Origin of the sequence: Singulisphaera photorubra, assembly GCF_045290345.1 — a bacterium.
In the GTDB taxonomy this organism is placed as follows: domain Bacteria; phylum Planctomycetota; class Planctomycetia; order Isosphaerales; family Isosphaeraceae; genus Singulisphaera.
This window is the reverse complement of sequence record NZ_CP155447.1, coordinates 6,362,233-6,388,203: the sequence shown is the minus strand read 5'-3', so window position 1 is coordinate 6,388,203 and position 25,971 is coordinate 6,362,233. Positions and strand designations below refer to the sequence as shown.

Genomic DNA, 25,971 nt, shown 5'->3' with positions numbered 1-25,971 from the left:
CTTGGATTGAAGCGGCCGACCTGAGATAATTGGCCGGCCGGGGAGACCGACCGACGCCAACCTCATTTTCCTCTTGTGAAGCCTTCACCCGCGAGATTGACCACCATGGCCTTTGCACGCATTGATTTGTCCGGATCCCTTGGCGCGATCGCGTTCCTGGCGTTCCTTGCTTCGTTCGCGGCGGCGGACGAAATCTCGCTCGAGTCTCGGCTTCTGCCCTTGCTCCAGGCCCACAAGGGAAAGGTCAGTGTCGCGATCAAGAACCTCGAAACGGGGGAATCATTCCTCTACCATGAGGATGTTCCAATGCCGACGGCCAGCCTGATCAAGCTGCCGATCATGGTCGAAAGCTACCGTCAGGCGGAGGAGAGGAAGGTTGACCTGGGGGAGATGATCACGCTCAAGCAGTCGGACAAAGTTCCGGGTTCGGGGATCTTGACGGATCACTTCTCGGTCGGGGCAAAATTCCCGCTGCTCGATGCCATTCATCTCATGATCGTTTATTCCGATAACACGGCCACGAACCTCGTGCTCGACAAGATCGGGATCGGGTCGACCGCCGCCACTATGGAGAAGCTGGGTTACCCGAATACCAAGGCCCACTCCAAGGTCTTCCGACGCGACACCTCGGTCTTCCCCGAACGCAGCGAGAAGTTCGGTCTGGGCAGTTCGACCGCCGCCGAGATGATCCGCCTCTGCGAGTCACTTCACAAAGGGGAACTGGTCAGCAAGGACGCGAGCGAGGCCATGCTCAAACACCTGCGAGCCTGCGACGATAAAGATAAGTTCCCTCGATTCTTGCCCCCGGGTACCAAGGTTGCCTTCAAGACGGGGAGCGTCGACGCTTCGAAGACCGCGGCCGGGATCATCGAATGCGGCCAGGGGCCGGTCGCGGTCTGCGTCATGACGGACGAGAATGAAGACAAACGCTGGGTGACCGACAATGCGGGGAACCGGCTCTGCGCGGAGGTGGCTCGCGTCGTCTTCGAGCACTATAAGCAGGAAAAGGACGACGCCCGAGCGCCGAAATGACCGCGCTGCAAACCAAACTACGATCCGCGACCGAGCGAAAGCACCGAGGATTCTTGGAGTTTCCGCACCGGATTGGTTTGCAGTAGCACGGCCGGTCCGGCCGTAATTCCCTCGGGGTCGGCGCGAGTCTGAGGAATGGCCCTGGGCCGAGGGGGCCAGGGCCGGGCCGGAAATCGATCGAGATTCTCGTCCAGTCGCGGATCGTTGAATAAAAGGGGCCACAGGTTCCGCGTCGAGAGAACCTGTGCCGCTTCAACGTCCCCAGTTGTCGGGTTCCAACTTGCCGATCACGATGAGTGCGATTCTCTTAAAAAAATGAGGGAGGTCCGATGGGATTCCTCGACGCGCTGCGACATGCTCTGACTGCCGACTCCGAGTCCAAGAGAGAAGCGTCGGCCATCCCTCTGGTGGTTGAACCGGGTGGGATCGTTGAGGAGTCGGGGGCCGACGCGGGGCCGGCCGGCCCCCCGGCCCCGGCGGGTCAATACGACCGGGCCCAGTGGCACAAGAAGCTCAAACGCATTCTCGACGAGTTGCCCGCCTCAAAGACCGAGTGGGACGACTTGATGTACGAGGCCCGCGCCCTGGAGTTTGACCCTGAGTGGGTCGTCCGGACTCAATACGAGGAGTTCCAGCTTCTGGTCCGTCGCATCGTGTCGGATCGGATTGTCACCGAGCCGGAGCACCGAAAGCTCGACCTGGCCCGTGAGCTTCTTGGGGTTTCCGAGGCTCAGGCGGAAGCTGCGGTTCACGCGATCGTGGCCGAGGCGGAGTCATTCTTTGGCAAGCCGGTCCGCGACGCCTGAATCGCCAACGTCGGTACGGAGTATCTCGGGAAGGGCCTGCGGCTTGCCGTCTCGGTCAACACAGGCCAGGGTCGAATGCCCCTCGGCCAGGAGCAAACCGTCGCGGAAGACCTGGTAATGGTGGACGATCTTGACGTGAGTGACTCGCGACACGGTCGTCCGGATCGTCAGCATGTCGTCGTAATAGGCTGGCTTCTTGAACTTGCAGCCGAGCTCGACGACGACGAGCAAGTGCCCTGAGTCTTCGAGGTCGCGGTACGCGACGCCTCGCGCTCGCAGCATTTCGGTCCGACTCATCTCGAAATAGATGACGTAGTTGGCGTGGTGCAACAGGCCCATCCGGTCGGTCTCACAGTACCGGACCCGGACCTGGATCTCGTGGCTCTGACTCTCAGACATACTTCGGTCACCTTTCCCTGGGTGCGTTCGCGGGGAGGGACGCACCCTCCGCGGCACCCCGCCGATTGGAAGCTTCAACGAAGGGGGATTGTCATTTTCGACTCACGGAGCCCTCGTCGGCAAGTTGTGCGGTGGGGGCCTCCGCTGGGACTGGTCGGGTGATGATGACCGGGGGATACGGGTCGTAAGGCCATTCTTCGCGGCTGGGACTTTCCGGGCGGAACTCCTGAGTGATCCAGCGCCGGAATTGCTCGGGTGCGTGGACGAGCTTGCCGGTCTGGAGCCATTGCTCGTAGCGGTCGAGGTGCCGTTCCATCACGGCGCCGTCCCCTGCCTTGACGTAGAGGTAGTAGAGCGAAAACTGGCGTCTCGCGTCCGCGAGTGACCCGCCCGGGCGAAGCAGTTCGGCGATTGCCGAGACCAGACCCGTTCGCTCCGATCCCCATTGACAATGAATCAAGATGGGATAGGTGCATGTGTCGAGGACGTTGATGACGGTCCTCGCCTGGTTCCGCGATAGCCACATGTCCGAGGCCATGGAAAGGTCGATCTGAGTCGCCCCGGCGGCGAGCGTCGTCGCGCGTTCGGCGGGATACCAGGCCTGGTCTGGGTTGGCGCCGCGCAGGTTCAAGACGGTCTTGATCCGATGGTCACGCACGGCCCGGGCGAGGTTGGCCGCCGGCATTTGTCCCGAGCGGAAGATCCGATCGCTCTGGACCACGGCGAGGTTGTTCGTCCAGGTTCGGGATCCCACGAACGCCGACCCGAGAACGACCACCGCGAGGGTCAGGCGGAGAACCCACTTCAAAGCTTGGCGCGTTCGCATGATCGACGTCTCTCCGTGGTAGTGTTCCCGCGCCTTGGGCCGCGGCAAACGCCTCGATCAGCCGTCGGTCTTCGCGGTCGAGATCGGGCCGGGCCCAGGGAAAACTCGCCACCTCTCGCCAGGCTTGCGGACCCGTCCAGCCTTCATGGCGGATTCGGTAGGCGGCATGGGCGAGACTGGTGCGGTGATGGCCGGCGACGCAGTGAAAGTAGGCTGGTTGCCTTGCGGGGTCGGCCAGCAAGTCGGCCGCTTCGGCCATCTGGTCGAGCGTGGCCCGTGACCCGCGCATCGGCACGATGATCCAGTCGACCCCGGTCTCGCGTACGACCTTTGCCTGGGCGACGTATTTCGGGTCGTCGCGATTGATGGCGGTCAGGCTGACGATGGTCCGGATCCCTTCCCGATCGATGATCCGCCGGAGCGGTCCGGGGCGCTGCCAGGCTCCACGGACCAGACGCCCCGGTTCGATCACGGCGACCCGCTTCTCCAGCAGGTCGTCACGGAAGATCGCGGTGCCAAGCCCCAGTGTGGTCGGCACTCCGAGGAGCGTCAGGACAATCGCGCGACGGCGGTTCACTCGCAAAGGCTCCTTCCCCGGCGCGAACGGCTGGATTCCTTGGCAAAATGTGCCGAACAAAGGACGCCGGGATTGTAGCCAGCCCCACCTTCGTGGCAACCCCAACCCCGGTGCCATCCCTGCCCCCGCCCGCAATCGAGCTGTCATCCCCTTGGCTTCGGTCAGGGATGCTTGGCTTTACAGTGGACACACTCCGCATCCTTCACAGGCACGCTGGCGGGCTTGATGGCCACCGCCTCGCTCGAGGCCTTGACGACGTTGGTCTCGATGCCCTTCTCGCCGGCGGGAGGCTGCTTCGCCTCGGCCAGGAGCTTGAGGGTCTGGCACCGGGTTATGTCGTGGGGGTCGATGTAGAACTTCGGCGTGTCCGACGCCAGCGCGGCGAATCCGTTGGCCCCCTGCGGGCCCTCGGCCGTCTTTCGCTTGTAGATGATCCGGCTCTCGAGGATCGAGATCGTGTCTTTCATCTCGATCGAACTGGTCTCGGCCAACCGGCCGAGCTTGATCATCTGGTCGAGCGCCTTCAAGCTTGGCTCGGTGGCGATCTCCGTTTTCCTGCCCGAGTCGAGCGAGCGCTGCCCTTCGATGACCTCCTCGGAGCGAACGATCTCGTAGCCGTCGGGAAAGTGCTGGCTCATCAGCTCATGCGCCTGCGCCTGGTAATTCTTACGCCCGAACTTCGTATTCTGTGGGACGCCGATCACACCGTACTGACCGTCTTGATAGACGTAGCGTGCGTCGGGTTGCATCGCGCAGCCTGGCGCCAGGCCGAGCAAGCCAACCAGAGCCATCGTGAGCCGGATCGACCGTTGCATTCCCGTTGACCTCATTCTCATCGCTCCACAAGCGACGATGAGCCCAATCCCTTGGGAGCGGACAACGCTCCCTTCGATCTGATCGCCGGGCGGGATGAAGGTCAAAGGGGGAAATCACGGCGTCCCGGGCGTTCTCCGCCCGAGAATGGAAGTGACCGGTCACGTTGTAGGAGATTCGGCGACGACCGTCAAGCACAACTCGTCAGGGTGAAACCGCAGAATATTTGCAAAGTGAGTAAGCGAGTGGAAATCTTGATGCGATCAGTTCAAGGATGAAGAAGACTGATTTTGAGCCTGTCGCAAGGAAACCGGGCCGTCTGTCTGCCCCGGAGGCCGAAATTCGCGGGAGAAACGCGTTCCCAGGCAGAGCGTTGGAACGAGATCCCGGTATCCTTTGCTACAGTCTCCTGATTATTTGCCAAAAGTTCACGGGCTGATTGGGTTCGATTTGTTTGTTTGATTGCGTGATTGATTAAGCATGAATTGTTAAGAAGCTGTGGGCGTGCAATCCTTGGTGATACTGCTGGGCCCGGATTGAGTAGTTGCTCTTCATCTGGGTGTCGGGCTGACGGCCGCGGCGAACGCCTTGAGGAGCTGGTTCATCTTCGACTGATCACTGCCGCCGACGAGGTCGCCCCATTGGGCGTCCTCGGCGACCAGGACGGCCCCCAAGCTCGGGATCATGGCCGCGCTATTGCCTTTTGCGCCGACGGCCATGAAGGTGTCCTCGGGGGCGTCGGGCCAGGTTCGTCGGTCGGGGTGGTCGCGGCCGGTCCGGTTGAACCACCAGTTGAAGCCGTAGATGCCCGGCCCGCACTGGGAGAAGTGGTCGGAGCCACCGCCGTAGCTGCCGATTTTGAGGTAGTCGTCCGTCTCGGCCGGCCGGGTCAGGGGGAGGTCCTTGGGGACTTGCGATCGGGCCAACTCGGAGAAATAGGACTGCGGGAGCACTTGCCGGCCGTCCCATTTTCCATCGTTGAGCCAGAACCAGGCGATCCGGGCGAAGTCGCGGACCGAGGCGCTGATGCGACGGTTCTTGTTGCGGAACGAGAGGCCGTCTTCGAGGCCCAGAGCGCCGAGCCGCGACGGGTGGTTGGCCACTTCCGTCGGGTCTGCGCGGAAGACCCGATCGAAGAGGGTCTTTTGGTAGAGCTGAATCGCGAAGTCGTTGTACGACCAGGCTTCTCCCGGACGCTCGGGGCGGGCGTAGCCGCTGGTCATGGTCGTCAGGTGGCGGAAGGTCATATCCTGATCTTTGGGCTTCAGCTCCCAGCCGAAGTCGCGGAGCGGCTGGTCAATGGATTTGACCTTCCCCTCTTGAAGGGCGAACATCAGAAGCGTGCCGAGGACCGGCTTGGCCGACGAGAAGATATCGCCCTTCGTGTCTTGCGGGCCCCACGTTTTCACCACGTACCCGTCCTTGATCACGCAGCCTCGACCACCGAGAGTCTCCGCCAGATTGTCGAGCCGTTCCGAAGCGAGCCCCAACGCTTGCGGTGGTTTCGACGCCCACGACTTTCCTGGGTACACGGTGGGGGCGGCCGTGGCGGATCGGTCGGCGGCCTTGAGCAGAACGACCCAATCCTCGTCCGGGTCGCGCGGCGGCGCCCCGAGCGGGACCCAACCGCCCCCCTCGACCTGCGTGGTTTCGCCTTCGAAGACCCCGAGCCTTGGGTTGTACCAACGCCTCGTGTAGGGATGCGCAGGGCCTGAGAGGTCGAGGTCGCCGGCCGGGTTGGCCTTGGGAAGGTAGACGGCATAGACCCGGCCGGGTTGGGCGAGAACCTGGGGTCCCATGGCGGAGGTCTTGCCTTTGCCGATTCCGACGTCGATGGTTGCCCCCGCGAGAGTGGGTCGGCGGGCTTCATTTCCCAGAACGGCAATTCTTCGAGGAATTCTCGGGCGTACCAGACGTAATTCCAGAGCGCTTCCCGTGCCGGGGTCTTGAAGCTATCGAGCTTGAGCAGGCCTTCCAGGATGAACTCGATCGACCCGCCGGAGAGGTAGGTTGGCCAGAGCTTTTGCTTGCGCTGGAGTTCGGCGTCGTCCCGGGGGTCGTGAGAGGCGTTCGTTCCTTTGTCGACCGTGAATTCATCCATCATGATTGGAAGCGGTCGACCAGCCTGCTCGGTCGCCGCGCGGAGGGCCTCGGCGACGAGGTCGATTCGTCGCTGGTTGATCTGGACCGAGGTGAGGTCGAAGTCGGGGTCGCCGAAGGTGAACGCCAGGGCTTTCACCGGGTCGCCGGCCGAGTGAACGGTGAGCGGGTGGTCGAACGGGTCGACCGCGCGGATGTACCGGGCGAACTCGCGGACCCGATCAGCCTCGAGGTTCAAGCCGCCGATGTTGTATTCCTCGCACAGGTTCCACTGCAAGGCGGGGTGGTAGCCGAATCGGGCGATCATCTCCCGGTAGTACAGCTTTCGCTCGACGCCAAGCTCACCGTCGTCGAGTTCCCGCTTGTTCGCGGCCTCGGCTTCGTTGAACACGACATGCAAGGCGACCCCTTTGCGTTGAGCGTGGGCGAAGACGAGGTCCCACTGGCCGAGCTTGCTGATGTCGAAGTGGAGGTTGTCGTTCGTGGGGGAACCGGTTCGCTCGGGGGTGCCGATCCAGGGCCAGACATCCTTGCCGTCGCCGCCGATGTTCATTGTCAGGAAGTAGATGCTGTTCACATGTCGCGAGGCGAGATAGTTCAGGGCGCCGATGATCGCCTTGCCCTTGCCGGGTCCCCAATCCGGGTCACCCGGCCGCCAGTCTTCTTCGTGGATCGCGTAGTCGTGGCTGGGCCTGGTGTCGTCAAACCCCTTGTAGGCGAGGAGGTTTTCGGGTTCGTCGGTCCCCCCTTTGAGCCAGTACGGGCCGTCCTGAAACTTCAGGTAGTGCCCCCCTGTGTACGAGAGCCGGCCCCAGCGGAGAAACCCTGGCGCGGCGGGGTCACGCTCGCCCACGTTGAACGTCCCCGTCTCCCCATCGAACGCGGTCGATGCACCGGCCTCGGCCAGATCGACCGCGATTCGAGGTCCGGATCGGAACGAGGCCCGATAGCGCCACGCTCCCGCCCGGTCGGGGGTGAAGCGAACCCGCCAGCAGGTACCATGACCTGCGCCTTGGCCGTCGCCGTCGAAGAATCCGGGCACGTCGAAGTCTCTGCCGTCCGGACTCGTGAGACGGACCTGGAGCCGGTAGTCGAGGAACGGGTTTGGCCGGTCGTCCGCCTCGCTCGCGGCGGGTCCTTGGAAGTTCAGGGCCATCGGGTGCCAGACTCTCAACGTCCCCTCGACGGCCCCGGTCGCGGCCCGCGCAGGGCCGGAAGTCGGCATGAAGAGGAACGCCAAGAGGGTCGCCGAGGTCAGTAGCTTGGGCATCGGAAGGCCTTCCCCGTGCGGGCCGGTCCGTCGAAACGGTCGCGAAGGAACGCCCGCTCCCGGAAGCCATTCCCGGCATGATAAGTTATGACGACTTGCTTTTCTCGTGGCTTTTGTTCGGAATCGAGAAATGCGGTTTCTCTTCACAGCACGGAGTTGGAATCACCGCTTTTGAGCGGTAACCGACTTGGTCGCATCCCGCTGGGACCGCGGGCGTCCGGTCCGCATTCTGGCTTCGTCGCGAAGGCTGGTGAAGGATCAATTTCAGCCCTTCGATGACGTCCCCGATGCCCAGACGGGCTTTTTTCGAGGCGCAAGTCTTCCGAGCGACCATGTCCTGCTGTATATGTGGATGGATCTGTTGTCGCGTCACCAGTAACCGGCACGGTGGTAGACGGTATCGGTGGTTGCATCGAAGTAATAGGTAGCTCCACCCCCATCATTCTCGATCGGGCTGTGGAGTTGTATTGGATTCTTGAGTGCTGGCCACTTTAAGTCAGCAAACACGTGGTCAATGGAATCGACAGAAACCGGTTCACCGTCGTGAAGTTGATCACGCGGTATCGCCGAGTGCTGACCATATTTGTCCCAAAGGGCATCGAGATACGACAGCAGGTCCGCTTTCGAGATCGAGTATTTCGCACAGTGGCCGGCCGGAAACTTCTTCAGACTGATGTTTCTGGCTTTTGCGGGGAGATAGCGTGCGACACGAAAGTCATTCACTTCCGAGACGGAATTGTATTGGAATGTCCCGAAACGCTGAGAGTCGAGAATCGCCATGATTCCCATGCAGGAGGGAATCAAGGCAAGGCACCCGAATGCGAGGGAAATCCCAAACATCTTGCTGCGTTTCCATTTCACGATCGGCGCGAGTGCCGTCAACAAAGCAACCAACGCCGTGAGCAGCGAGATCGTGATCTGGAAGGGGAGGACGAGCGGCCAGAGCATGCGACTGTCTTTGGGCGATCACTAGTTTTAGAATGGTCAGCCCATTTCCCAAGGGCTGCAGGGTTCAAGTCTAATGCGCATCCGGCCTGCGGGCCAGAGCCTTGCAGTTCGCAAGGTGCCACGGCAGGCCCTACCGAAAGCGACGTAGCCAATCCCTTCCTTCGTATCGGTCGCATCGATTGATGTGGTAGCGATCCGTCGTGTTACCATGGTGCGGGTACGAGGCTTCGATGTTGCTGTACTATTTTCGCCCTCGGGTCGTGAACGGCTACTCAAGGAGATCGAGCGGGAGGAGATTCGGGGGGGAGGCTGAGCGAAAAATCTCTGTAGCCTGTCACAAAACCACCCAGGCCGATCGTCCTTGTTACTGAACGGCAGGTACGACACATTCAAGACGGGGGAGGGATGGCCATGATCCGGACTCTTTTGACGCTCGCGGCTGGTATCGGTGTCGGGGCGATGGGGATGACCGCGGCCCACCACGATGGCGAGCAAGTCGCTCAGATTGCCGAGCGGAACATCGTCGAGAAGCTGGATGGCAAGGCGGCGAAGGCAACGGTTGTGGAGGTGACGTTGGAGCCTGGCCAGGCGGGCATTCCCCATCGTCACCCGGGCCCGGGGTTCGGGTACGTTTTGGAGGGCGAGTACGAGTGGGGCGTCGACGACCAACCGGCCAAGGTGCTCAAGGCGGGAGAGACGTTCTACGAGCCGACTGGATGTCTGCATCGGGTGTCGAAGAACCCGTCCACGCAGAGAAAAACCCGCATCCTCGCCGTGGTCTTGCACCCGAGGGACGTCGAGCAGATCGTTATCCCAGAGCCTCAGAAGTAACAGGAGTAGGGCGGCCTCCCATGCTTACGACCTGGTCGACTGGATGAGTGGGCGGCGACAGCCGCCGAGGTGCTGCTCGTGGTCGCCCTTCGCAGCGACGCTGCTCCTGACAATATTTGCGGGCGAGATGGCCCTCGCCCTCGGACCCAAGCCGCCGCTCGACGACTCAGTCCTCTCGGCGGCGGGCGAGCGAGCGAGAAGCTCCTGTTTACAGTCAAAGAACCGGGGGATCAGTTATGAAAATCGTGGTCATCGGCGGCAGCGGGCTCATCGGTAAGAAACTCGTGAACAACCTTCGCCAGCACGGTCACGAGGTCGTGGCGGCGTCCCCCTCTTCGGGCGTCAACGCCCTCACCGGCGAGGGCTTGGCCGAAGCGCTTACGGGCGCTCAGGTTGTCGTCGACGTGGCGAACTCGCCCTCGTTCGAGGACAGGGCGGTTCTGGAGTTCTTCGAGACGGCAGGGCGTAACCTCCTTGCCGCGGAAGCGGTTGCTGGCGTGGGGCATCACGTTGCGCTTTCGGTTGTCGGCACAGAGCGCCTCCTGGCGAGCGGATACTTCCGCGCGAAGATGGCTCAAGAAAATCTGATCAAGGCCTCCAAGGTTCCCTACACGATCCTTCGCTCAACGCAGTTCTTCGAGTTCGTCGGTGGCATCGCCCAATCGGCCACCGAAGGGGAAACGGTCCGGTTGTCTCCTGCCCTTGTGCAGCCCGTCGTGTCGGATGATGTCGCGGCCGCACTGGCGGATGTCGCGGTGGGTTCGCCGGTGAACGGGATCGTCGAACTGGCCGGTCCCGAGCCAATCCGCCTCGACGAACTCGTCCGTCGCTATTTGAAGGCAAAGCGGGACGCACGGACGGTGACCACGGACGTCCAGGCCCGCTACTTCGGAACCGAACTGAACGACCAGAGCCTCACCCCAGGCGATCATCCCCGCATCGGCCCGACGCGATTCGAGGACTGGCTCAATCGCTCCATGCCTCAGTGGTAACCCCTGGCTGGGTCTGGTCGATAGCCAGCTTCCCCGCCAGCGTCCCTTGCTGGCGGCTCAGCATCTTCTTGGTCGAGGCGGGTCGTTTGACCGGCTTGCGCCGTGCGTCCAGGAGAGTGATAGTTCCGAATATTAAGAGGACGGAGCAAGGGGGAAGGAGGCGGCCCGGACCTTCTCCTGGGAGCCCCACCGGCACTCTTTTTTTGAGTCATGGGGCTCCGATTTTCGACCTACAGTTAGTGGGGTATCCGTCAAGTGCGTTGACGTTGAGGAAAAACGTAGCAGGGCCGGCCCGAGATTGAGAACTTGCCGGATACACCAGTGAGGTGGTCGCGAAAGCGAGTTTACGGAGGAACGCGCGGGTGTTGTTGCATATTAAGGAGCGGGTCCTCCTATGTCGGTGTATATCCGGTATCCGTGTCCGAACTGCTCACAGCATTTGAGCTTGCGCCTCGAATACGTCAATCGCCGGGTCGTTTGTAACTTCTGTCAGCATCCGTTCCTGAGTCGGGCGAAGGTGCGGGTGCCGGCTTCGGCGACCACCGATCTCATGGCGGCCATTCATGCAACCAACCGCGCCCAAGGGTTTCTCGATAGCGATTCGGAGCGGTCGGACGAGCTCGTGGTTCCCCCGCCGATGGAATTCGGGGAAGTGCGGGACCATCCGCAGCTCGAGCTTTCGGGGATGGGAGAGACGTCGGGACTGAGGTCCAGGGGGAGCGAGATTGAGCTTGCTCTGGCCGAGGCCGAGGCACGCCGATTCGAGCAATCGCAGATGCACTGGCAGCGTGAGCGTCAGGACCTGGAAGACGAAATTGAACGGCTTGCGGTTCGGCACAGCCAACAGCTCGAGGCGATCCTGGGCGAACGGGACGACGCCCTCCGTCGCGTGGAGGAATCGGTTCGGGAGCAAACGGAGCTGGCCCAGCGCGTGGCGGTGGCCGAGGCCGCGCGAGACGGCCTTTTGGAGGAACGGCTGGCCACGGCCGCCGCGTTCGATCGTCTCGCGGCGCGGGTGGGAGAGCTGGAACTGACGCTCGGCGAGGCCCGATCTCGGCATGCCGAGGAGTTGAGTGCGCGTCGGGAGGAGGAACGTCGGGCCATGGCCCAGGCTGCCGAACGGCTTGCTCGCGAGCGAGATAACTCCTCGGAACAGCTCCGCGACGTCCTGGCACAGCTCGAGGATGCGCTGGCCCAACTGGAAATCGCACGCCGGCAGGGCGCGGCGGAATGGGAAGCGATGCGTCGCGAGCTCGAAGTGGCACGCAGTTCCGCCATCTCGCTCGACGTGAGCCGTGAGCTGCCGTCCCGATTGGAGCTGGAACGCTCTCAGGCCGAGGTCGAGCGGCTCGCCGAGGAGGTCGAGCGGGCCCGAGCCGAGCGGGACGCCGAATCCAGGCGATGTAAAGAGCTCGCCGAACGTGTGAATGAGCGTGATGGCGAGCTCGAGCGGATTCGCCTCGCGCACGAAGCGGAAGCCCAGGAACATCGGCTCGCGGTAGAAGAACTCCAATTGATGCTCAGATACCGCCCGCGCCCCGACCTTCAGCCTTCAGGAGACCCAGCCACGGCTGATTCGGGGGCGGACGGCATGTCCGTGGATGCCAGTCCGGGGGATTCCCTGGTTGTCGTCGGACCCGGCAGTGACAATCCGCTCGTGGCGGTTCCGGAGAGTTCCGTCGAACTTGTGACAGGGCCGAATCCGTCCGACTCTCCGGACGAACGGATTGCAGCCCTGCGGACCTATCTGCGAAACGCCCAAGAGGCAGACAAGCAACGCATAAGCAAGGGACTCCTCAGGCGGCTGGTCCGAGGCTGGCGTCACGGGAAACCGTAGTCGATCGGGCCGACGGTCCGAGGTTCAGGGGACGTCCAGCCTGGTATCTCCGGCTCGAGCACACTCGAGGTCGCTCAGAGAGGCGCATCCGGGGGGAAGCTCGGCCTCCTCGATCAGCATGTTCGGGATGTCATCCTTGATGGCGAAGCGCAGTCCGCAACGGGTGCAGACCAGCGAATCGCCCTCGCGGCGCAGGGATGACTTCTGATCCATGGGACAGACCAATAAAGCAAGAAGATTTTCACTTACCATTGTGCTGACATCCTTCAATAAGGATTCAAAAGAAATAAGCTCCAGGGCCGGCTATTGTCCGGGCCGCCTTGTCGAGTATTATGGGATGCCCGCCCCTTCACGTGAAGGCGAATCCTCGACGGCCCCTTCCGAGGGTGGGTCATTTGTCGGAGTTCGCGCGGAGGTATCCCCTCTCGGACCGATCGGGAGTCGTCATTGCCGCACGTGGAACTTCGTCGGGTGGTCGTCACGGGACTGGGAGCCGTCAGCCCGAATGGGCATGATCGCGAGACCTTTCGCCACGCTCTGCGAAACGGGGTGAGCGGGGTTCATCTCATCGACGAGTTTGACACGTCGCGGCTCCGGAGCCGGGTGGCCGGCACGATTCAAGGGCTCGACCTGACCCGTGCCATGGAAGCCAGGCAACTCCGACGGGTCAGCCGGATGGTCCCCCTCGCCGTCCTTGCGGCTCGCGAGGCGCTTGAGGATGCCGGTTTGCCCGCCGATCAGCTCGACCTGGCGACGCGCCAGCAGCTTGGCGTCTTGCTGGGGACCGGTGGCGGTGGCGCGGAGTTCATCGAGGCGATGTACGGCCTCTATTTTACCGGTCGGGCCGAGCGAGCGACGGCCTTCGCCCTGCCGTCGGGGACTCACGGCAATAGTTCCTCCGAGATCTCGATTCAGTTGGGGCTGCGCGGGCCGTCGCACGTCTTTTCCACCGGATGCACCTCGAGCACGGACGCCCTTGGGTATGCGTTTCGGCGGATTCGCTACGGGGAGTCCCCCTTGGTGCTGACCGGTGGGGCCGACGCTCCGATCGCGCCTGGGATCATGACCGGGTTTGACCTGATGAGGATCACGGCCTCGGGCTGGGACGACGAGCCGGAGCGGGCGAGCCGGCCGTTCAACCTCGACCGCAATGGGTTCGTCCTGGGCGAGGGGGCGTGGATGCTGATCCTGGAAGAGCGGGAGCACGCGTTGGCCAGGGGCGTGCGGATCTACGGAGAGATTCTCGGCTACGCCAGCACCTGCGACGCCTGGCATCGGGTGGCACTTTCGGTCGATCTGGATGAGCCGGTCCGTGCCATCGAGCTTGCGCTTCAGGACGCGGGGTTGCGGCCCGAACAGATCGACTATGTGAACCTACACGGCACCGGGACCGAGCTGAACGATCGCGTGGAGACGGCCGCGATGAAGCGAGCCCTCGGCGTCTCGGCCCTGACGATTCCGATGTCATCGACCAAGAGCATGATCGGACATCCCCAAGGAGCCTGTGGCGCCGCCGGACTGGTCGCCACTTTGCTTGCCCTCGACTCGGGGTTCCTGCCGCCGACCATCAACTACGAAACGCCCGACCCGGCTTGCGACCTCGATTACATCCCCAACGAAGCCCGCGAAACCGCCGCCCGATACGCCCTCTGCAATTGCATGGGATTCGGCTCGAAGAACTCCGCCCTCGTGATTGGCCGTGGTTCGGATTGAGAATCCCATTCGGCCGGGCGACAGTTTTTTTGATTTCGAGGCGAGCGGGGAGCGTCAACTCCCCGCTCGCCTTTCTTTTGGGGCGAGCGAATCGAATGCTACTCGTAGCGGAGAGCCTCGATGGGGTTGAGTCGCGAGGCTTTCCAGGCGGGATAGTAGCCAAAGATAATGCCGACGGTGACCGAGACAGAGACCGAGCCGATCACGGCCAGGAGCGACGGCTCGGTGGGCCACTGCGCCAGGACCCGGATCAGAAACGAGCCGGTCCGGCCGGCGAGGATGCCGACGGTTCCACCCAGCATGCAGAGGACGACGGCCTCGACCAGAAACTGCCGGAGGATATCTCGGGGGGCGGCTCCGACCGCCATGCGCAGGCCGATCTCCTTGAACCGCTCGGTCACTGACACGAGCATGATGTTCATGATGCCGACCCGCCGACGGCCAGCGACGTCAGGGCTGCGCAGACGAGCAGGCCGGCGACCAGGTTGACCGTCGCCTGCACGGCGCGGATGACTTCGGTGAAGTCACGGACGTCGAAGTCGTCCTCCATGCCGGGCCCGATCTGGTGCCGTTCGCGGATCAGCTCGGTGATCTGCGCCATGGCGGCCGGAATTTCCTCGGTCGATTGGGCGCGGACGAGGATCGAGTCCACGTTGGCGAATCGTTCGAGCTTGGGCGTGGCCGCCTTCTGGCTCTCCGACTGCACCGGGTAGAGGCTGGCCTGCGAGCGCGGATAGCGCCGGGTCAGGAGGCTGAACTGGTTGACCAGGTCGCTTCCTCCCGGTGCGCTCGCCTGGGGCATGACGTTGGGCGAAGACGCCGCGCTGACGCGGTATTTGATTGTCGTCCAGGGGGCGAGCAGAATGTCGTCCTGATCGACCCCGATGATGTTCGTTCCCTTTCGGCTCAAGACGCCGATCACTCGGAGGGGGACGTCGTTGACGAAGACCTCCTTGCCCAAGGGGGACTCGCCTTCGAACAATTCGTCGACGAGCGTCTGGCCGAGCACGCAGACCATCGCGACGTCGCGGACGTCGTCGGTGGTGAAGGCCTCGCCCTCGGAGAGCCGCTCCCACTCGCGGACCCGGAGAAATCCCGGTGTGGTTCCATAGATGTAGATCGGGACCCAGTTCCGGTTCCCGTTGACCACCTGGCGCCTGGCGACCACGATCGGAGCGAGGCTGTCGACGGCCGGGCATTCGTTGGTGATTGCCTCGGCATCCTCGGGGGTAAGTGTCTTGATCGTGCCACTCCCCAGGCTGACTCCATTGTTCGACGCCGCCCCCGCCTGGACCAGCAGGCTGTTGGCCCCCGTCGTCACGAGTACTTGCTTGATCGCCGTCGACGATCCTTTGCCGATCTCGGCGATCGAAATCAAGGACCCGACCCCGATGATGATGCCGAGCGTCGTCAGCACCGACCGCATGACGTTGCGGCGGAGCGAGCGCAGGGCCATCTCGGTCGTCCGGCGAAAGAAGCGGATCTCGCTCAGGAGGCCGGCCTTTTTCTTGCGAGGTCCTTTCCCGCCGCCTGGTTTGGGAACGGGAACAGGGCCCGGGCTCGGCCCTGAGTCGACCGCCGGCCGGGGGTCGTCCACGATGTTGCCGTCCCGCATGTGGATGATCCGGTCGGCGTGTTCGGCGACGCCGGGGTCGTGCGTGACGAGAACGATGGTCAGTCCGTCGTCCTGATTGAGCTCGCGGAAGATGTCGAGGATTTCCTGGCCGGTCTTTGAGTCGAGGTTTCCCGTCGGCTCGTCGGCGATGAGGATCGAGCAGTTGTTGACCAGGGAGCGAGCGATGGCGACGCGCTGCTGCTCGCCGCCCGAGAGTTGCGACGGCTCGTGGTCGAGGCGGCTCCCCAGTCCGACCCGATTCAAGAGGGCGGTGGCCCGCTCGCGGCATTCTCGGTCGGAGAGCCCAGTCGCCGAGTAGGCGAGCGGCATCATCACATTCTCGAGCGCAGTGAGGCGCGGGAGCAGGTTGAAGTTCTGGAAGACGAAGCCGATCTTCTCGTTCCGGAGCTGCGCCCGCTCTTTCTCCGAGAGGCTGGAAACCTCGATGCCGTCGAGCCAGTACCGGCCGGAGGTGGGCTGGTCGAGCGAGCCGAGGAGGTTGACGAGGGTCGTCTTACCCGAGCCCGAAGAGCCCATCAGAGCGACCATGTCGCCGCGTTCGATGGTCAGCGATAATCCTTTGAGGACCGGGACGGCGACCTTGCCGCGGCTGTACGTCTTGCGGATGTTCTCGAGCTTCAACGACGTCACGTCAGGCACCTCAAGGGTCGACGACGGGAGGCTTGCACCTGCTGTCATCCCTTTTTTTTTGATATTGCGACTTATTTCTTGGCCTTGTTGTTCTTGAGCTGCGGCAAGAAGGGGGTGGCCCCATCTTGCGGGTCATTCTGCTGGTTCTGGCCGATGACGATCTCGGCCCCCTCGTCGAGGTCTCCGCCACTGATCTCGGTCTGGATGCCGTCGGTCAGACCGATCTCGACCGAGACGGGGCGGACGAACTCGTTGTGCTTCACCCAGAGCGTGCCACGTTCGGGGGTCGCGGACAGTCCCCTGGGGGAGTGCCCGCTCCCCTTCGGGGTGATCGCGCTCTGACGCAGCAGGGTCGCGAACAGCTCACGCGACTCAGGGACAACGTGCTGAATCTTGGGCTGCCAGCGCAACGAGGCGTTGGGGACGAGCATGACGTGCTTCCGCTCCTCAACCTCGAACTGGACGCGGGCCGTCAGGTAAGGGAGAAGCTTGCCGCTGGTGTTGTCGACGTCGACCACCACGGTGTAGGTCACCACGCTCTGCGACATGCTCGCGTTGAGCCTGATCTGCGAGACCTTGCCCCGGAACGCGTCATGCGGGAAGGCGCCGACGGTGAACCGCACCCCTTGCCCGACGTGGATCGCGCCCACGTCGGTCTCATTGACCGAGGCCCAGATCTCCATCTGGCTCAGGTCCTTGGCGATCAGGAAGAGGCTCGGCGCGTTCAGGCTGGCGATGACGGTCTGGCCAATGTTGACCCGGCGGTCGAGGATGACCCCTTTGACCGGCGAGATGATCGTCGTATAGCCGAGATTGACATTTGCCTCTTCGAGGTTGGCTTTCGAGATTTCGACGGAGCTCTTCGCCAACGAGACGTTGGCCACGGCGGATTCGTATTCGGTGAGCGCCGTGTCATATTCCTGGTTCGAGATGCTCCGCTTGGCGAACAGGTTCTTGACCCGATCGAGGTCGCGTTCGGCTTGCCTCAACTTGACTTCCGCCTGCTCCACGTCGGCTTGCGAGCGATCGAGGGTGGCGTGAGCCTGGTTGGTTCGGGCCTTGAGCAGGGAGTCATTCAGCCGGGCGAGGACCGTGCCTTGCTCGACCGGGGTTCCGTAGCTGATCGACTTGGACGGATCGCGCGGGTCCGGGCCGAAGCTTTGGATCTCACCGGCAATCTGGGCTCCGACATCGACCACTTCCTGCGGCTCGAGAGTTCCGGTCGCGTTGATCGTGGCCAGCAGGTCGCCACGACGGACCGGGATGGTTCGGAACGTGACGTACTGCGCGTTCAGCTCGGTCCAGTACCAGAGGCCGGCCGCGCCACCGCCCCAGATCAGGATGAGGATCAAAAGGAGTTTTTTCATAGGAAGCTCGTCGAAGAGTCCGGATCCATAAAAGGTCTGGCGTTCTGCTGATTTTCAATGAGGATAAGGCGCCTGGATCCCTTGACCAAGGGAAAGGCAATCGTTGCTTGCCTCGCCCCGGTCAACGCATGCTTCGGCCCGGCGCCACGTCGAGCTCTCCTTCCGCGATCCGCCCCGAGTCGAGGTGGATCACGCGGTCCGCCACATGGAAGTACTCTTCGTCGTGGCTGATGACAACAAGGGTCTTCCCGCGGGCACGCCACTCGGGAAGGATCTCGAGATAGAACGTTTTCTTGAAATGAGGGTCCTGGTGCGAGGCCCATTCGTCGAGGATGCAGATGGGCCGATCCTCGAGGAGGGCACCCAGGAGCGCCAGTCGCTTTCGCTGGCCTTGCGAGAGGTCCGTCGTCGAAAACGTTCCGCGCTCGACGCGAACGAGTTCGTCCATTTCGAGCCGGGCTAACTCACGGGTGGCCCGGTCGTCGAGGCCGTCCCGCTCGAGGCCCAGGAGTGTCTTGAACAGGTGGCCGTCGGCAAAGACGGCCGAGAAGAGCTGACGGTAGTCCTCCAGGTCGTCGGCGGTGACCGTTTGGCCATCGACCTGAATCGTGCCTTCCTCGCTCGCGTAGAGGCCCGAGATCAGCTTGACCAGGGTCGTCTTGCCGCTGCCATTGCCGCCGACCAGGAAAACGATCTCCTCGGGGCGAAGTGTCAGGTCGATCGGGCCCAGGGTGAAACCTTCGGGATCGTTCGCGTGCCGGTAGACGTGCTTGACCCCCGCGAGCTCGATGGTCGAGCGGAACTCGACCCGGCCGGATCGGGGGGGAGTGGCGGTATCGGTCGGAGAGTCGCACGCCTGGATCGAAGGGTCGAGTGCCTGGATCCTCCGCAACGAGATCCCGGCCCGCCCCAGGATCGGCACCCAGGCCAGCACGACGTCGAGCGGCGACATGATGAAGAGGACGACCAGCGTTGCCCCGGCGAGCGCTGGGCGGCTGACGTCGACGACGCTCGGGAGCACGAAGAGGACGAACCCGATGAACCCGAAGAACGCAAACTGGCCCCAGCTCGCCGCCAGGGCATAGAAGGTGAGGCCGGCCGAGTTGCGGTCCCGGACTGTCGCCGTCGAGGCGCGAAGACAGTCGTCCAGGAACGACTCACGCCGGCCTCGGTGCAATTTCAATTCGCGGAACCCGTCGATCAACGAGCGAAAGTGGCCGACCAGGACGTCTTGCTCGGCCCGAGCCCGGGTGAGCTGCCGCACACCGTTGCTCATCAGGTAAGTGTTCATGACGATCGCCGGGACCGTGAACAAGAGCCCGCAAACGAGCACCGGCGGGGAGAGCCAGCCGACATAGACGAGGCAGGCGAGCACGATCGGCAGGTTGATGCCGAGCAGGGGCACCCCCGCCAGGCCGTTGGCGACCGTGAGCACGTCTTCAGTCAGGACCGCCACCAGCGCTCCGGAGTCCAGCTCCTCGAAGCGCCGGAGCGGGGCGGAGAGGATCTTCCGGCAGATGTGCAGGCAAAGCTTGAAGACCGTTTCCTGCCCGATTCGGACCATCGACGCCTGGGCGATGACCCGCGCCAGTGCCGCCACCAGGCAGAGCCCGGCGAAGGCCAGCCCGAGCCTCGACGACGAGGGGGCGGTCCGGCCCAACTCCGCATGGATCAAGGCGATCAGGCCGACTCCACTCAAGCCGCTGACGAGTCCCGCGGCCAGCGAGAGCGCGATCACGCCTTTGGACGCACGCAGCAAAAATAAGAGAAGGTTCATGACAGGACGCTTTCTTCTGTCTCGCCGATCAAAAGGGGGGCTGTATTTGTCTTGATGTCTTGTCGGGTGGGCCCGGCCCACCTCGTCGGAGGGTGAAACCTGGTGGGCCGTGCCCACCCAACAGAACGACGTTTCTCACAGGCTCTTATGGTTTTGCCGTGATCTCCGCTTCGACGATCTTGGCCAGAGCTTCGACGGTCGGGGTCTTGAGCAACGCGTAGTGATCGCCGGGAAGGACGTGGGTGGTGACGCCTTCCGTCGCCAGGGCGCCCCATCCCATGGTTGAGTCGAAGAGTCCGTCGGCCAGGTGGCCTTGAGCGCGGATCAGGACCAGCCGCCCCGCGAACGGTTCGGGTGCGTAGTCTGCCAGGGCGAGGAAGTTCGCCTTGAACACGGCTTGCAGCCGCTCCAAACGCTCCTGGCCGAACTCCGCGGCGAGTTGCTCGGCGATCCGGGCGCCTTGGTTGACCAGGTCGCCCCAATCCTCGCCCGGCTTGGACTCCGCGGAGCCGCCCGAGGCGCGAGTCAGGTCCAGGAGGAAGGCGGCGGCGATCTGGTCGTCGGTGACCTGACCGACGCCTCCCAATGCGCCTGCGATGGTCTGGCTGTCGATCAGGATCAGTGTGGCGATTTGCTGGCCCTGGGCTTGGAGTTGCCGGGCCATCTCGAACGCGACGACGCCCCCCAGCGACCAGCCGCCGAGGTGGTACGGTCCCTCGGGCTGGATCTCTCGAATGGCTTCGAGATAGCGGGCGGCCATCAGGCCCAGTCGGGTCTCGGCGGGTTGATCCCCCTCGAGCCCGGCTGCTTGAAGCCCAAAGACGGGGCGGTCGGCCCCGAGGTGTCGGGCCAGCTCGTGGTAGCAGAGAACGTTGCCGCCGATCGGGTGAACGCAGAAGAACGGCCGGCCGGTTCCGGAGGGACGAATCGGGACGAGTGGCGACCACGCTCGCGCCTGTTCGTGATTTCCGGCTCGTAAGGTGGCGGCGAGATCCTCGATCGTCGCTCCCAGAAAGAGGGTCGAGAGCGAGAGCTTGCGGCCGAATCGCTCCTCGATCCGGGCGGTCAGACGGACCGCGAGTAGGGAGTGGCCTCCCAGGTCGAAGAAGTCGTCGGTCACGCCAACGGGATGAACATTGAGGAGGTCTTCCCAGATCCGCACGAGCTCGCGCTCGACATCGTCACGGGGGGCCACGGCCGCTCCGGCCCGCGCGGTAGTCGCTCCTTCGATCGGAGGCAGGGCGTTGCGGTCCACCTTGCCCGAGGAGGTCTGCGGAAGTGCGTCGAGCACGAGAAACGTCGAGGGAATCATGGGCCTGGGCAATATGTCGAGAATCGCTCGACGGAGGGTTTCAGGGGCGATCGTGTGCCCGGGGCGGGGCACGACGTAGGCGACGAGCGACTTATCCCTGGCGACGGCCGCCACCGCTTCACGCACGTCGGGGTGCTGAACCAGGGCCGCCTCGACCTCCGCCAGCTCGATCCGGAACCCGCGGACTTTGACCTGATGGTCGATCCGCCCCACCAACTCGAGGTTGCCGTCGGGGAGCCAGCGGACGACGTCTCCTGTCTTGTAGAGCCGTTCTCCCGGACTCTCGGAGAACGGGTTCGGGACGAATGCCGAGGCGGTCAGCGCGGGGCGGTGGTGGTAGCCGCGTGCAAGCCCCAGACCTCCGATGTGCAGCTCGCCCGGGACGCCGACGGGAACCGGCTGCAAGTCGCGGTCCAGCACAAAGACGCGGCTGTTGTTCAAGGGGCGGCCGATCGGCACGGGCCGGTTCGCGGGCCGGTCGGCCAGGGAACCCTCGAAGAACGTGCTGTCGATGGTCGCCTCGGTCAGTCCGTACGAATTGACGACCCGAGTCGCCGGGCCCGCCAGGCGGCGCAGCCGTTCGTATTCCCCCGCGTGCCAGAGGTCGGAGCCGACCACGATGAGCTCCAGGAAGTCGAGCGACTTGCCCGCCACTTCCAGGTAGGGGAGCAAGTTTTCGATGACCGTGGGAACAAACTCCGCGCAGGTCACGCGTTCGCGGACCATCAATTCGTGGAGCGCTTGCGGGTCGAGCATGGTCTCGCGCGGACAAAAGACCAGCGTGCCCCCCGAACCGAGGGCACGGACCCAGTCGCCCGTGAAGACGTCGAAGGCGAAGTTGGCCATCTGGAGGTGGCGCGTGCCGGGCTGCTCCAGGCGATATGCGACTTTCCAGGCGTCAAGGGCGGTCGTCAGGCTGGCGTGGCTGACCGCAACCCCCTTGGGCTGGCCCAGGCTGCCCGAAGTCGAGATCACGTAGGCAAGGTTCGCGGGCTTCGCGGTCGCCGGGAGCCGATCACCGGGCCAAGCGGCGATCTGATCCCGATCGGCATCGAGGTCGACGATGAGGACGTCGGACACCGGGAGGGTGGCCCGGAGCGCGGCGTCGGTCAGGAGGAGCCGGACCTGGGCATCGGCCAGGATCGATGCGATCCGCTGTTTCGGCAGCGTCGGGTCGAGCGGGAGGTAGGCGCCGCCGGCCTTGAGCACTCCGAGGAGACCGATGACTTTTGTAATCGGGTCGGCGACGGCGATGGCAACCGGCCGCTCGGGCGTGACCCCCACCGCTCGGAGGTGTCGGGCAAGCTGGTTGGCCCGGTGTTCGAGGGCACCATAGCGGATCTGGACATCGCCCGAGACCAGGGCGATGGTCTCGGGTGCGTGGTCGGCTTGCACCTCGAATCGTTGATGGATGCAGTCCGCCAGCTTGCTCGGCGACTGTTCGACCGTGGTTCGGCTCGCCTCACCGACGAGGTGCAGGCGTTCGGGCTCGGTGAGAATCGGCAGGCGGGAAAGCCGTTGCTCGGGGTCGGCGGCAATCGCTTCCAGCAAGGTTTGGAAGTGGCCGAGCATCCGCGCGATCGTTGCCTCGTCGAAGAGCTCGGTGTTGTATTCGACGCCTCCGGCCAGTCCATCCCCATTCTCTTCCAGGGCGAGCGTGATATCGAATTTGGCCGTTCCGTTGCCTGCGCCGACGAACAAGGGCTCGAGCGTCAGGTCCCCCCCCGCGAGGTCGGGCATCGGGGCATTTTGAAGCACGAACATCACCTGGAACAAGGGGGTTCGGCTCGGGTCGCGGGGCGGCTGGATGACCTCGATCAGCTTGTCGAGCGAGAGGTCCTGATGTTCGTAGGCCTCGAGCGCCACCTGGCGGACCCGGCCCAGGAGCTCGCGGAAGCTGGGGTCGCCCGAGAGATCGGCGCGGAGCGCCAGCATGTTCACGAAGAAGCCGATCAGTCCTTCGATCTCCGCGCGATTGCGGTTGGCGATCGGCGTGCCGACGGCGAAGTCGTCTTGCCCCGAGTAGCGATGCAAGAGCGTCTGGAAGGCCGCGAGCAAGACCATGAACGTGGTCGCCCCTTCGCGATGTCCGAGGGCCTCGAGCCTTGCGGTCAGCTCGGGCGAGATCGCGAACAATCGGTTCGCCCCGCGAGCGGCGCGAACGGCCGGCCTGGGGCGGTCGGTGGGCATCTCCAGGGGGGAGACTCCCGCGAGCTGCTTCGTCCAGTAGCCGATCAAGCCCTCAAGAACGTCCCCTTGCAGCCAGTTTCGCTGCCAGGTGGCGAAGTCGGCGTACTGGATCGGCAACTCGGGCAACGGGGACTGCACTCCGGCCCGGCGGGATTCATACAAGGTCGCCAGCTCACGCACCGCGACACCGAACGACCATCCGTCTGTAACGATATGATGCATCGTCAACAAGAGCACATGATCGAAGTCGCCCAGTTGGAGCAGGACGGCCCGAACGAGCGGCCCTTGGGCGAGGTTGAACGGGCGGCGCGCCTCGTCATGGGCCAGGCGCTCGGCCTCGGCCTCGCGACGCTGTTCGGGCCAGTGGCGAAGATCCATCGTCGCGAGCCTGAGCTCCCGGGCGGGGGCAATGACCTGGACCGGGCTGCCGTCGCTCATGGCGAACGTGGTCCGCAAGGCATCGTGCCGGCGGACGATCTCATTGAAGGCGTGGTCGAGCGCCTCGACGTCGAGCGGACCCTTGAGCCGCGCGGCCCCATTGATATTGAACGTCGGCTGACCGGGAGCGAGTCGATCGAGAAACCAGAGCGACTGCTGCGCGAGCGACGCCGGCGCCGATCCGCCCCGCGGTCCCGCGACGATCGGAGACGCGACCGCTTTTTGGGGCCCTTGGCGAAGGCTGTCGAGGCGTTGTGCGAGCGCCGCGACGGTGGTCGCCTCGAACAAGGTCCGAAGCGGGATGTCGGTATTGAAGGCGTCGCGGAGTCGAGAGGCGACCTGGGTGGCGAGGAGCGAATGGCCGCCGAGCGAGAAGAAGTTGTCGTGGATGCCGACGCGTTCTCGCTTGAGCACAAGTTCCCAGGTCTGAGCGACGAGCCGCTCGGCCTGGTTGCGCGGGGCCTCGTACGGTTCGCCCGCGGCGATGAGCTGCGTGTTGGGATCCGGGAGCGCGTTGCGGTCGACTTTTCCGTTGGGCGTGAGGGGCAAGGTGTCGAGGAGGACGAATGCGGAGGGGATCATCGGCTCGGGGAGCGCATTTTTGAGCCAGCGTCGGAGTTCGGCGGTGGTGGTGGTCCTGTCCTCGTCGGCAGTGACGAGATAGGCGACCAGTTGAGCATTTCCTTGAGCGTCGGGCCGTGCAACCGCGACGGCGGCCTGGACTTGGGGAAGTGCGTTGAGTGCGTCTTCGACTTCACCGAGCTCGATGCGGTGTCCTCGGATCTTGACCTGATGGTCGAGTCGTCCGAGGCATTCGAGAGTGCCGTCTGTTCTCCAGCGAGCGAGGTCCCCGGTGCGGTAGAGTCGAGCGCCCGGTTTTCCGAAAGGGTCGGGGAGGAAGCGTTCTGCGGTGAGTGCGGGTCGGTCGAGATAGCCCCGGGCCACGCCGTCGCCGCCGATGTAGAGCTCGCCTGCGACGCCGATGGGGACGGGTTGAAGCAGAGCATCGAGGATGTAGATCTGGGTATTGGCGATGGGTCGTCCGATGGAGACGGCTCCGGTGCCGGTTTCGACGCGAGCGGCGGTGGACCAGACGGTGGTTTCGGTCGGTCCGTAGAGGTTCCAGAGAGCGTCGGCGTTGGGGAGCAGTCGCTCGGCCAGTTCGCGTGTCATGGCTTCGCCACCGCAGAGGATGGTGAGTCCGAGTTGTCCGTTCCAGCCGGAATCGAGGAGGAGTCTCCAGGTGGCGGGTGTGGCCTGGAGGAATCGAGCGTTGGCGTTGTGAAGTCGCTTGGCGAGTCGTCTGCCGTCTGTGGCCTCGTCGCGGCTGGCGAGCTCGATTCGAGCGCCGAGGGCGAGTGGGAGAAAGAGTTCGAGGACGGCGATATCGAAGGAGAGGGTGGTGACGGCCAGGAGTGAGTCGCCTGGTTTGAGCTCGAGGAGCGCACTCATGGCGAGTAGGAAGTTGTTGAGGGCGTCATGTGGGATCATGACGCCCTTGGGCTTCCCGGTGGATCCTGAGGTGTAGATGACGTAGGCGAGGCTTGCGGGGTGGATCGTGATGTCGGGGGCAGAGGATCCATCGTGGCGTTCGATCTCGGCGCGATCATCGTCGAGGAGGACGACGCGCACACCGGTATCTGGCAAAAGTTTCTGGATGTGACGATCGGTGAGCAGGATCGCGGCCCCAGAATCACGGAGCATGAAGTCGAGACGATCGCGGGGGTAATCAGGGTCGAGGGGGAGGTAAGCCGCGCCTGCTTTGAGGACCCCGAGGAGCGCGACGAGCATGTCGGGCGATCTCTCGGAGCAGAGGGCGACGAGGGTGCCGGGCCCGGCGCCCAGCGATCGGAGCTGGTGCGCGAGCTGGTTGGCGGCACGATCGAGTTGGCTGTAGGTGAGCGAGCGGCCGTCGGTGTCGATCACGGCCGTCGCATCGGGCGTGCGACCCGCTTGGGCTTCGAATAAGCGATGGGCGGTCGTCTCTCCCCGGCTCGCTCCGCCGGCCTTCTCGCGAAGCAGACGCGTCAGCAAGGCACGCTTCTGCTCGGGGGTCAGGTTGGCGGTCTTGAGAATGTGACTCATATTGCAGCCCCGGTAAGGCGACCACAAGTCGCCAAGCTCTTGCCCGGACGGTTGCTCCTCCGGGACCGCGTTGCACAAATCGGTCGAACGTTTTCCAGGGGCTTGCGTCCCTGGCGATGGACTGTTGTCCCTTCGGGAGTAAAAAAGGAGTCTGTCGCAAGGAAACCGGGCCGTCTGTCTGCCCCGGAGGCCGAAATTCGCGTGAGAAACTCGTTCCGACGCTCTGCGTGGGAATGCCGTTCTGGCCGCTCCGCGGCCCCACCCGCCGGGGAAGACGACGCGGAGCGTCGCGGACGGCATTCCCACGCAGAGCGTGGGAACGAGCTCCCGGTATCTTTGCCACAGTCTCTAAAAAAGGGATGATTAAATAGAGTTAACATTGTTTTAATGGT

Annotated in this window: 19 protein-coding genes; 6 read left to right on the top strand and 13 right to left on the bottom strand. The window is 63.7% G+C overall.

Annotation, left to right across the window (positions count from 1 at the left end; translation table 11 throughout):
• Positions 1-105: 105 nt before the first annotated feature.
• Together V5E97_RS23960 and V5E97_RS23955 are read left to right on the top strand one after the other, a co-directional pair.
• Complete coding sequence (locus V5E97_RS23960; RefSeq protein WP_406694072.1) at positions 106-1,032, top strand: serine hydrolase; 927 nt, start codon at positions 106-108, stop codon at positions 1,030-1,032.
• Between the two features lie 329 nt (positions 1,033-1,361).
• On the top strand, positions 1,362-1,838 hold the full coding sequence (locus tag V5E97_RS23955; RefSeq protein WP_406694071.1) for a hypothetical protein: 477 nt from the start codon (positions 1,362-1,364) through the stop codon (positions 1,836-1,838).
• On the opposite strand, the gene V5E97_RS23950 is transcribed toward V5E97_RS23955, so the two are convergent.
• The 7 genes from V5E97_RS23950 to V5E97_RS23920 all read right to left on the bottom strand — a co-directional run bounded on the left by V5E97_RS23950 (position 1,806) and on the right by V5E97_RS23920 (position 8,771).
• Positions 1,806-2,237, bottom strand: a complete 432-nt coding sequence (locus tag V5E97_RS23950; protein ID WP_406694070.1) for an acyl-CoA thioesterase — start codon at positions 2,235-2,237, stop codon at positions 1,806-1,808. The two genes, V5E97_RS23955 and V5E97_RS23950, sit on opposite strands and share 33 nt — an antisense overlap.
• Before the next feature lie 91 nt (positions 2,238-2,328).
• Positions 2,329-2,958 carry a tyrosine-protein phosphatase gene (locus tag V5E97_RS23945; protein ID WP_406694069.1) on the bottom strand — a complete coding sequence of 210 codons (630 nt, stop codon included), beginning with the start codon at positions 2,956-2,958 and terminating at the stop codon, positions 2,329-2,331.
• Positions 2,888-3,640 (bottom strand): fused DSP-PTPase phosphatase/NAD kinase-like protein, encoded by a 753-nt coding sequence (locus V5E97_RS23940; RefSeq protein ID WP_406694068.1) that lies wholly within the window; start codon positions 3,638-3,640, stop codon positions 2,888-2,890. The genes V5E97_RS23945 and V5E97_RS23940 overlap by 71 nt, the downstream gene beginning before the upstream one ends.
• 161 nt (positions 3,641-3,801) lie before the next feature.
• Positions 3,802-4,455, bottom strand: a complete 654-nt coding sequence (locus tag V5E97_RS23935; RefSeq protein WP_406694067.1) for a hypothetical protein — start codon at positions 4,453-4,455, stop codon at positions 3,802-3,804.
• Positions 4,456-5,004: 549 nt separating this feature from the next.
• A complete protein-coding gene (locus tag V5E97_RS23930) occupies positions 5,005-5,865 on the bottom strand; it encodes a serine hydrolase (protein WP_406694066.1) in 861 nt (286 codons plus the stop codon).
• Positions 5,866-5,879: 14 nt separating this feature from the next.
• On the bottom strand, positions 5,880-7,823 hold the full coding sequence (locus tag V5E97_RS23925) for a DUF5060 domain-containing protein (RefSeq protein ID WP_406694065.1): 1,944 nt from the start codon (positions 7,821-7,823) through the stop codon (positions 5,880-5,882).
• A 369-nt stretch (positions 7,824-8,192) separates the two neighbouring features.
• A complete protein-coding gene (locus tag V5E97_RS23920) occupies positions 8,193-8,771 on the bottom strand; it encodes a hypothetical protein (RefSeq protein WP_406694064.1) in 579 nt (192 codons plus the stop codon).
• Positions 8,772-9,182: 411 nt separating this feature from the next.
• On the opposite strand from V5E97_RS23920, the gene V5E97_RS23915 reads away from it, so the two are divergent.
• The 3 genes from V5E97_RS23915 (at position 9,183) to V5E97_RS23905 (ending at position 12,431) form a co-directional block, all read left to right on the top strand.
• Positions 9,183-9,602, top strand: a complete 420-nt coding sequence (locus V5E97_RS23915) for a cupin domain-containing protein (RefSeq protein WP_406694063.1) — start codon at positions 9,183-9,185, stop codon at positions 9,600-9,602.
• 236 nt (positions 9,603-9,838) lie between these two features.
• On the top strand, positions 9,839-10,594 hold the full coding sequence (locus V5E97_RS23910) for an SDR family oxidoreductase (RefSeq protein ID WP_406694062.1): 756 nt from the start codon (positions 9,839-9,841) through the stop codon (positions 10,592-10,594).
• Between the two features lie 394 nt (positions 10,595-10,988).
• The gene (locus V5E97_RS23905) at positions 10,989-12,431 is read left to right on the top strand and encodes a coiled-coil domain-containing protein (protein WP_406694061.1); all 1,443 of its coding nucleotides are present in this window, start codon (positions 10,989-10,991) and stop codon (positions 12,429-12,431) included.
• A gap of 24 nt (positions 12,432-12,455) precedes the next feature.
• Here the strand turns inward: V5E97_RS23905 and V5E97_RS23900 are convergent, their stop codons facing one another.
• Positions 12,456-12,683 (bottom strand): Trm112 family protein, encoded by a 228-nt coding sequence (locus V5E97_RS23900; protein ID WP_406694060.1) that lies wholly within the window; start codon positions 12,681-12,683, stop codon positions 12,456-12,458.
• A gap of 204 nt (positions 12,684-12,887) precedes the next feature.
• Between V5E97_RS23900 and V5E97_RS23895 the strand changes: the two genes are divergently transcribed.
• Positions 12,888-14,144, top strand: coding sequence for a beta-ketoacyl-[acyl-carrier-protein] synthase family protein (locus V5E97_RS23895; protein WP_406701204.1), 1,257 nt, complete (start codon positions 12,888-12,890; stop codon positions 14,142-14,144).
• Positions 14,145-14,242: 98 nt separating this feature from the next.
• Here V5E97_RS23895 and V5E97_RS23890 read toward each other — a convergent pair whose 3' ends face one another.
• The 5 genes from V5E97_RS23890 to V5E97_RS23870 all read right to left on the bottom strand — a co-directional run bounded on the left by V5E97_RS23890 (position 14,243) and on the right by V5E97_RS23870 (position 25,579).
• Positions 14,243-14,566 (bottom strand): ABC transporter permease, encoded by a 324-nt coding sequence (locus V5E97_RS23890; RefSeq protein ID WP_406694059.1) that lies wholly within the window; start codon positions 14,564-14,566, stop codon positions 14,243-14,245.
• Positions 14,563-16,410 carry an ABC transporter ATP-binding protein/permease gene (locus tag V5E97_RS23885; protein WP_406694058.1) on the bottom strand — a complete coding sequence of 616 codons (1,848 nt, stop codon included), beginning with the start codon at positions 16,408-16,410 and terminating at the stop codon, positions 14,563-14,565. Before V5E97_RS23885 ends, V5E97_RS23890 begins: the two co-directional genes overlap by 4 nt.
• Positions 16,411-16,481: 71 nt before the next feature.
• Entirely contained in the window at positions 16,482-17,777 is a 1,296-nt protein-coding gene (locus V5E97_RS23880) for an efflux RND transporter periplasmic adaptor subunit (RefSeq protein WP_406694057.1), read from the bottom strand.
• A gap of 121 nt (positions 17,778-17,898) precedes the next feature.
• Entirely contained in the window at positions 17,899-19,554 is a 1,656-nt protein-coding gene (locus tag V5E97_RS23875) for a cyclic peptide export ABC transporter (protein WP_406694056.1), read from the bottom strand.
• A 145-nt stretch (positions 19,555-19,699) separates the two neighbouring features.
• Entirely contained in the window at positions 19,700-25,579 is a 5,880-nt protein-coding gene (locus V5E97_RS23870; protein ID WP_406694054.1) for an amino acid adenylation domain-containing protein, read from the bottom strand.
• Between the last annotated feature and the right edge of the window lie 392 nt (positions 25,580-25,971).

Excerpts from the sequence above, each read along its gene's own strand:
- V5E97_RS23960 (WP_406694072.1), top strand. The coding sequence starts at position 106 with ATGGCCTTTGCACGCATTGATTTGTCCGGATCCCTTGGCGCGATCGCG.
- V5E97_RS23955 (WP_406694071.1), top strand. The coding sequence starts at position 1,362 with ATGGGATTCCTCGACGCGCTGCGACATGCTCTGACTGCCGACTCCGAG.
- V5E97_RS23950 (WP_406694070.1), bottom strand. The coding sequence starts at position 2,237 with ATGTCTGAGAGTCAGAGCCACGAGATCCAGGTCCGGGTCCGGTACTGT.
- V5E97_RS23935 (WP_406694067.1), bottom strand. The coding sequence starts at position 4,455 with ATGCAACGGTCGATCCGGCTCACGATGGCTCTGGTTGGCTTGCTCGGC.
- V5E97_RS23925 (WP_406694065.1), bottom strand. The coding sequence starts at position 7,823 with ATGCCCAAGCTACTGACCTCGGCGACCCTCTTGGCGTTCCTCTTCATG.
- V5E97_RS23920 (WP_406694064.1), bottom strand. The coding sequence starts at position 8,771 with ATGCTCTGGCCGCTCGTCCTCCCCTTCCAGATCACGATCTCGCTGCTC.
- V5E97_RS23915 (WP_406694063.1), top strand. The coding sequence starts at position 9,183 with ATGATCCGGACTCTTTTGACGCTCGCGGCTGGTATCGGTGTCGGGGCG.
- V5E97_RS23910 (WP_406694062.1), top strand. The coding sequence starts at position 9,839 with ATGAAAATCGTGGTCATCGGCGGCAGCGGGCTCATCGGTAAGAAACTC.
- V5E97_RS23905 (WP_406694061.1), top strand. The coding sequence starts at position 10,989 with ATGTCGGTGTATATCCGGTATCCGTGTCCGAACTGCTCACAGCATTTG.
- V5E97_RS23900 (WP_406694060.1), bottom strand. The coding sequence starts at position 12,683 with ATGGTAAGTGAAAATCTTCTTGCTTTATTGGTCTGTCCCATGGATCAG.
- V5E97_RS23890 (WP_406694059.1), bottom strand. The coding sequence starts at position 14,566 with ATGAACATCATGCTCGTGTCAGTGACCGAGCGGTTCAAGGAGATCGGC.
- V5E97_RS23880 (WP_406694057.1), bottom strand. The coding sequence starts at position 17,777 with ATGAAAAAACTCCTTTTGATCCTCATCCTGATCTGGGGCGGTGGCGCG.
- V5E97_RS23875 (WP_406694056.1), bottom strand. The coding sequence starts at position 19,554 with ATGAACCTTCTCTTATTTTTGCTGCGTGCGTCCAAAGGCGTGATCGCG.
- V5E97_RS23870 (WP_406694054.1), bottom strand. The coding sequence starts at position 25,579 with ATGAGTCACATTCTCAAGACCGCCAACCTGACCCCCGAGCAGAAGCGT.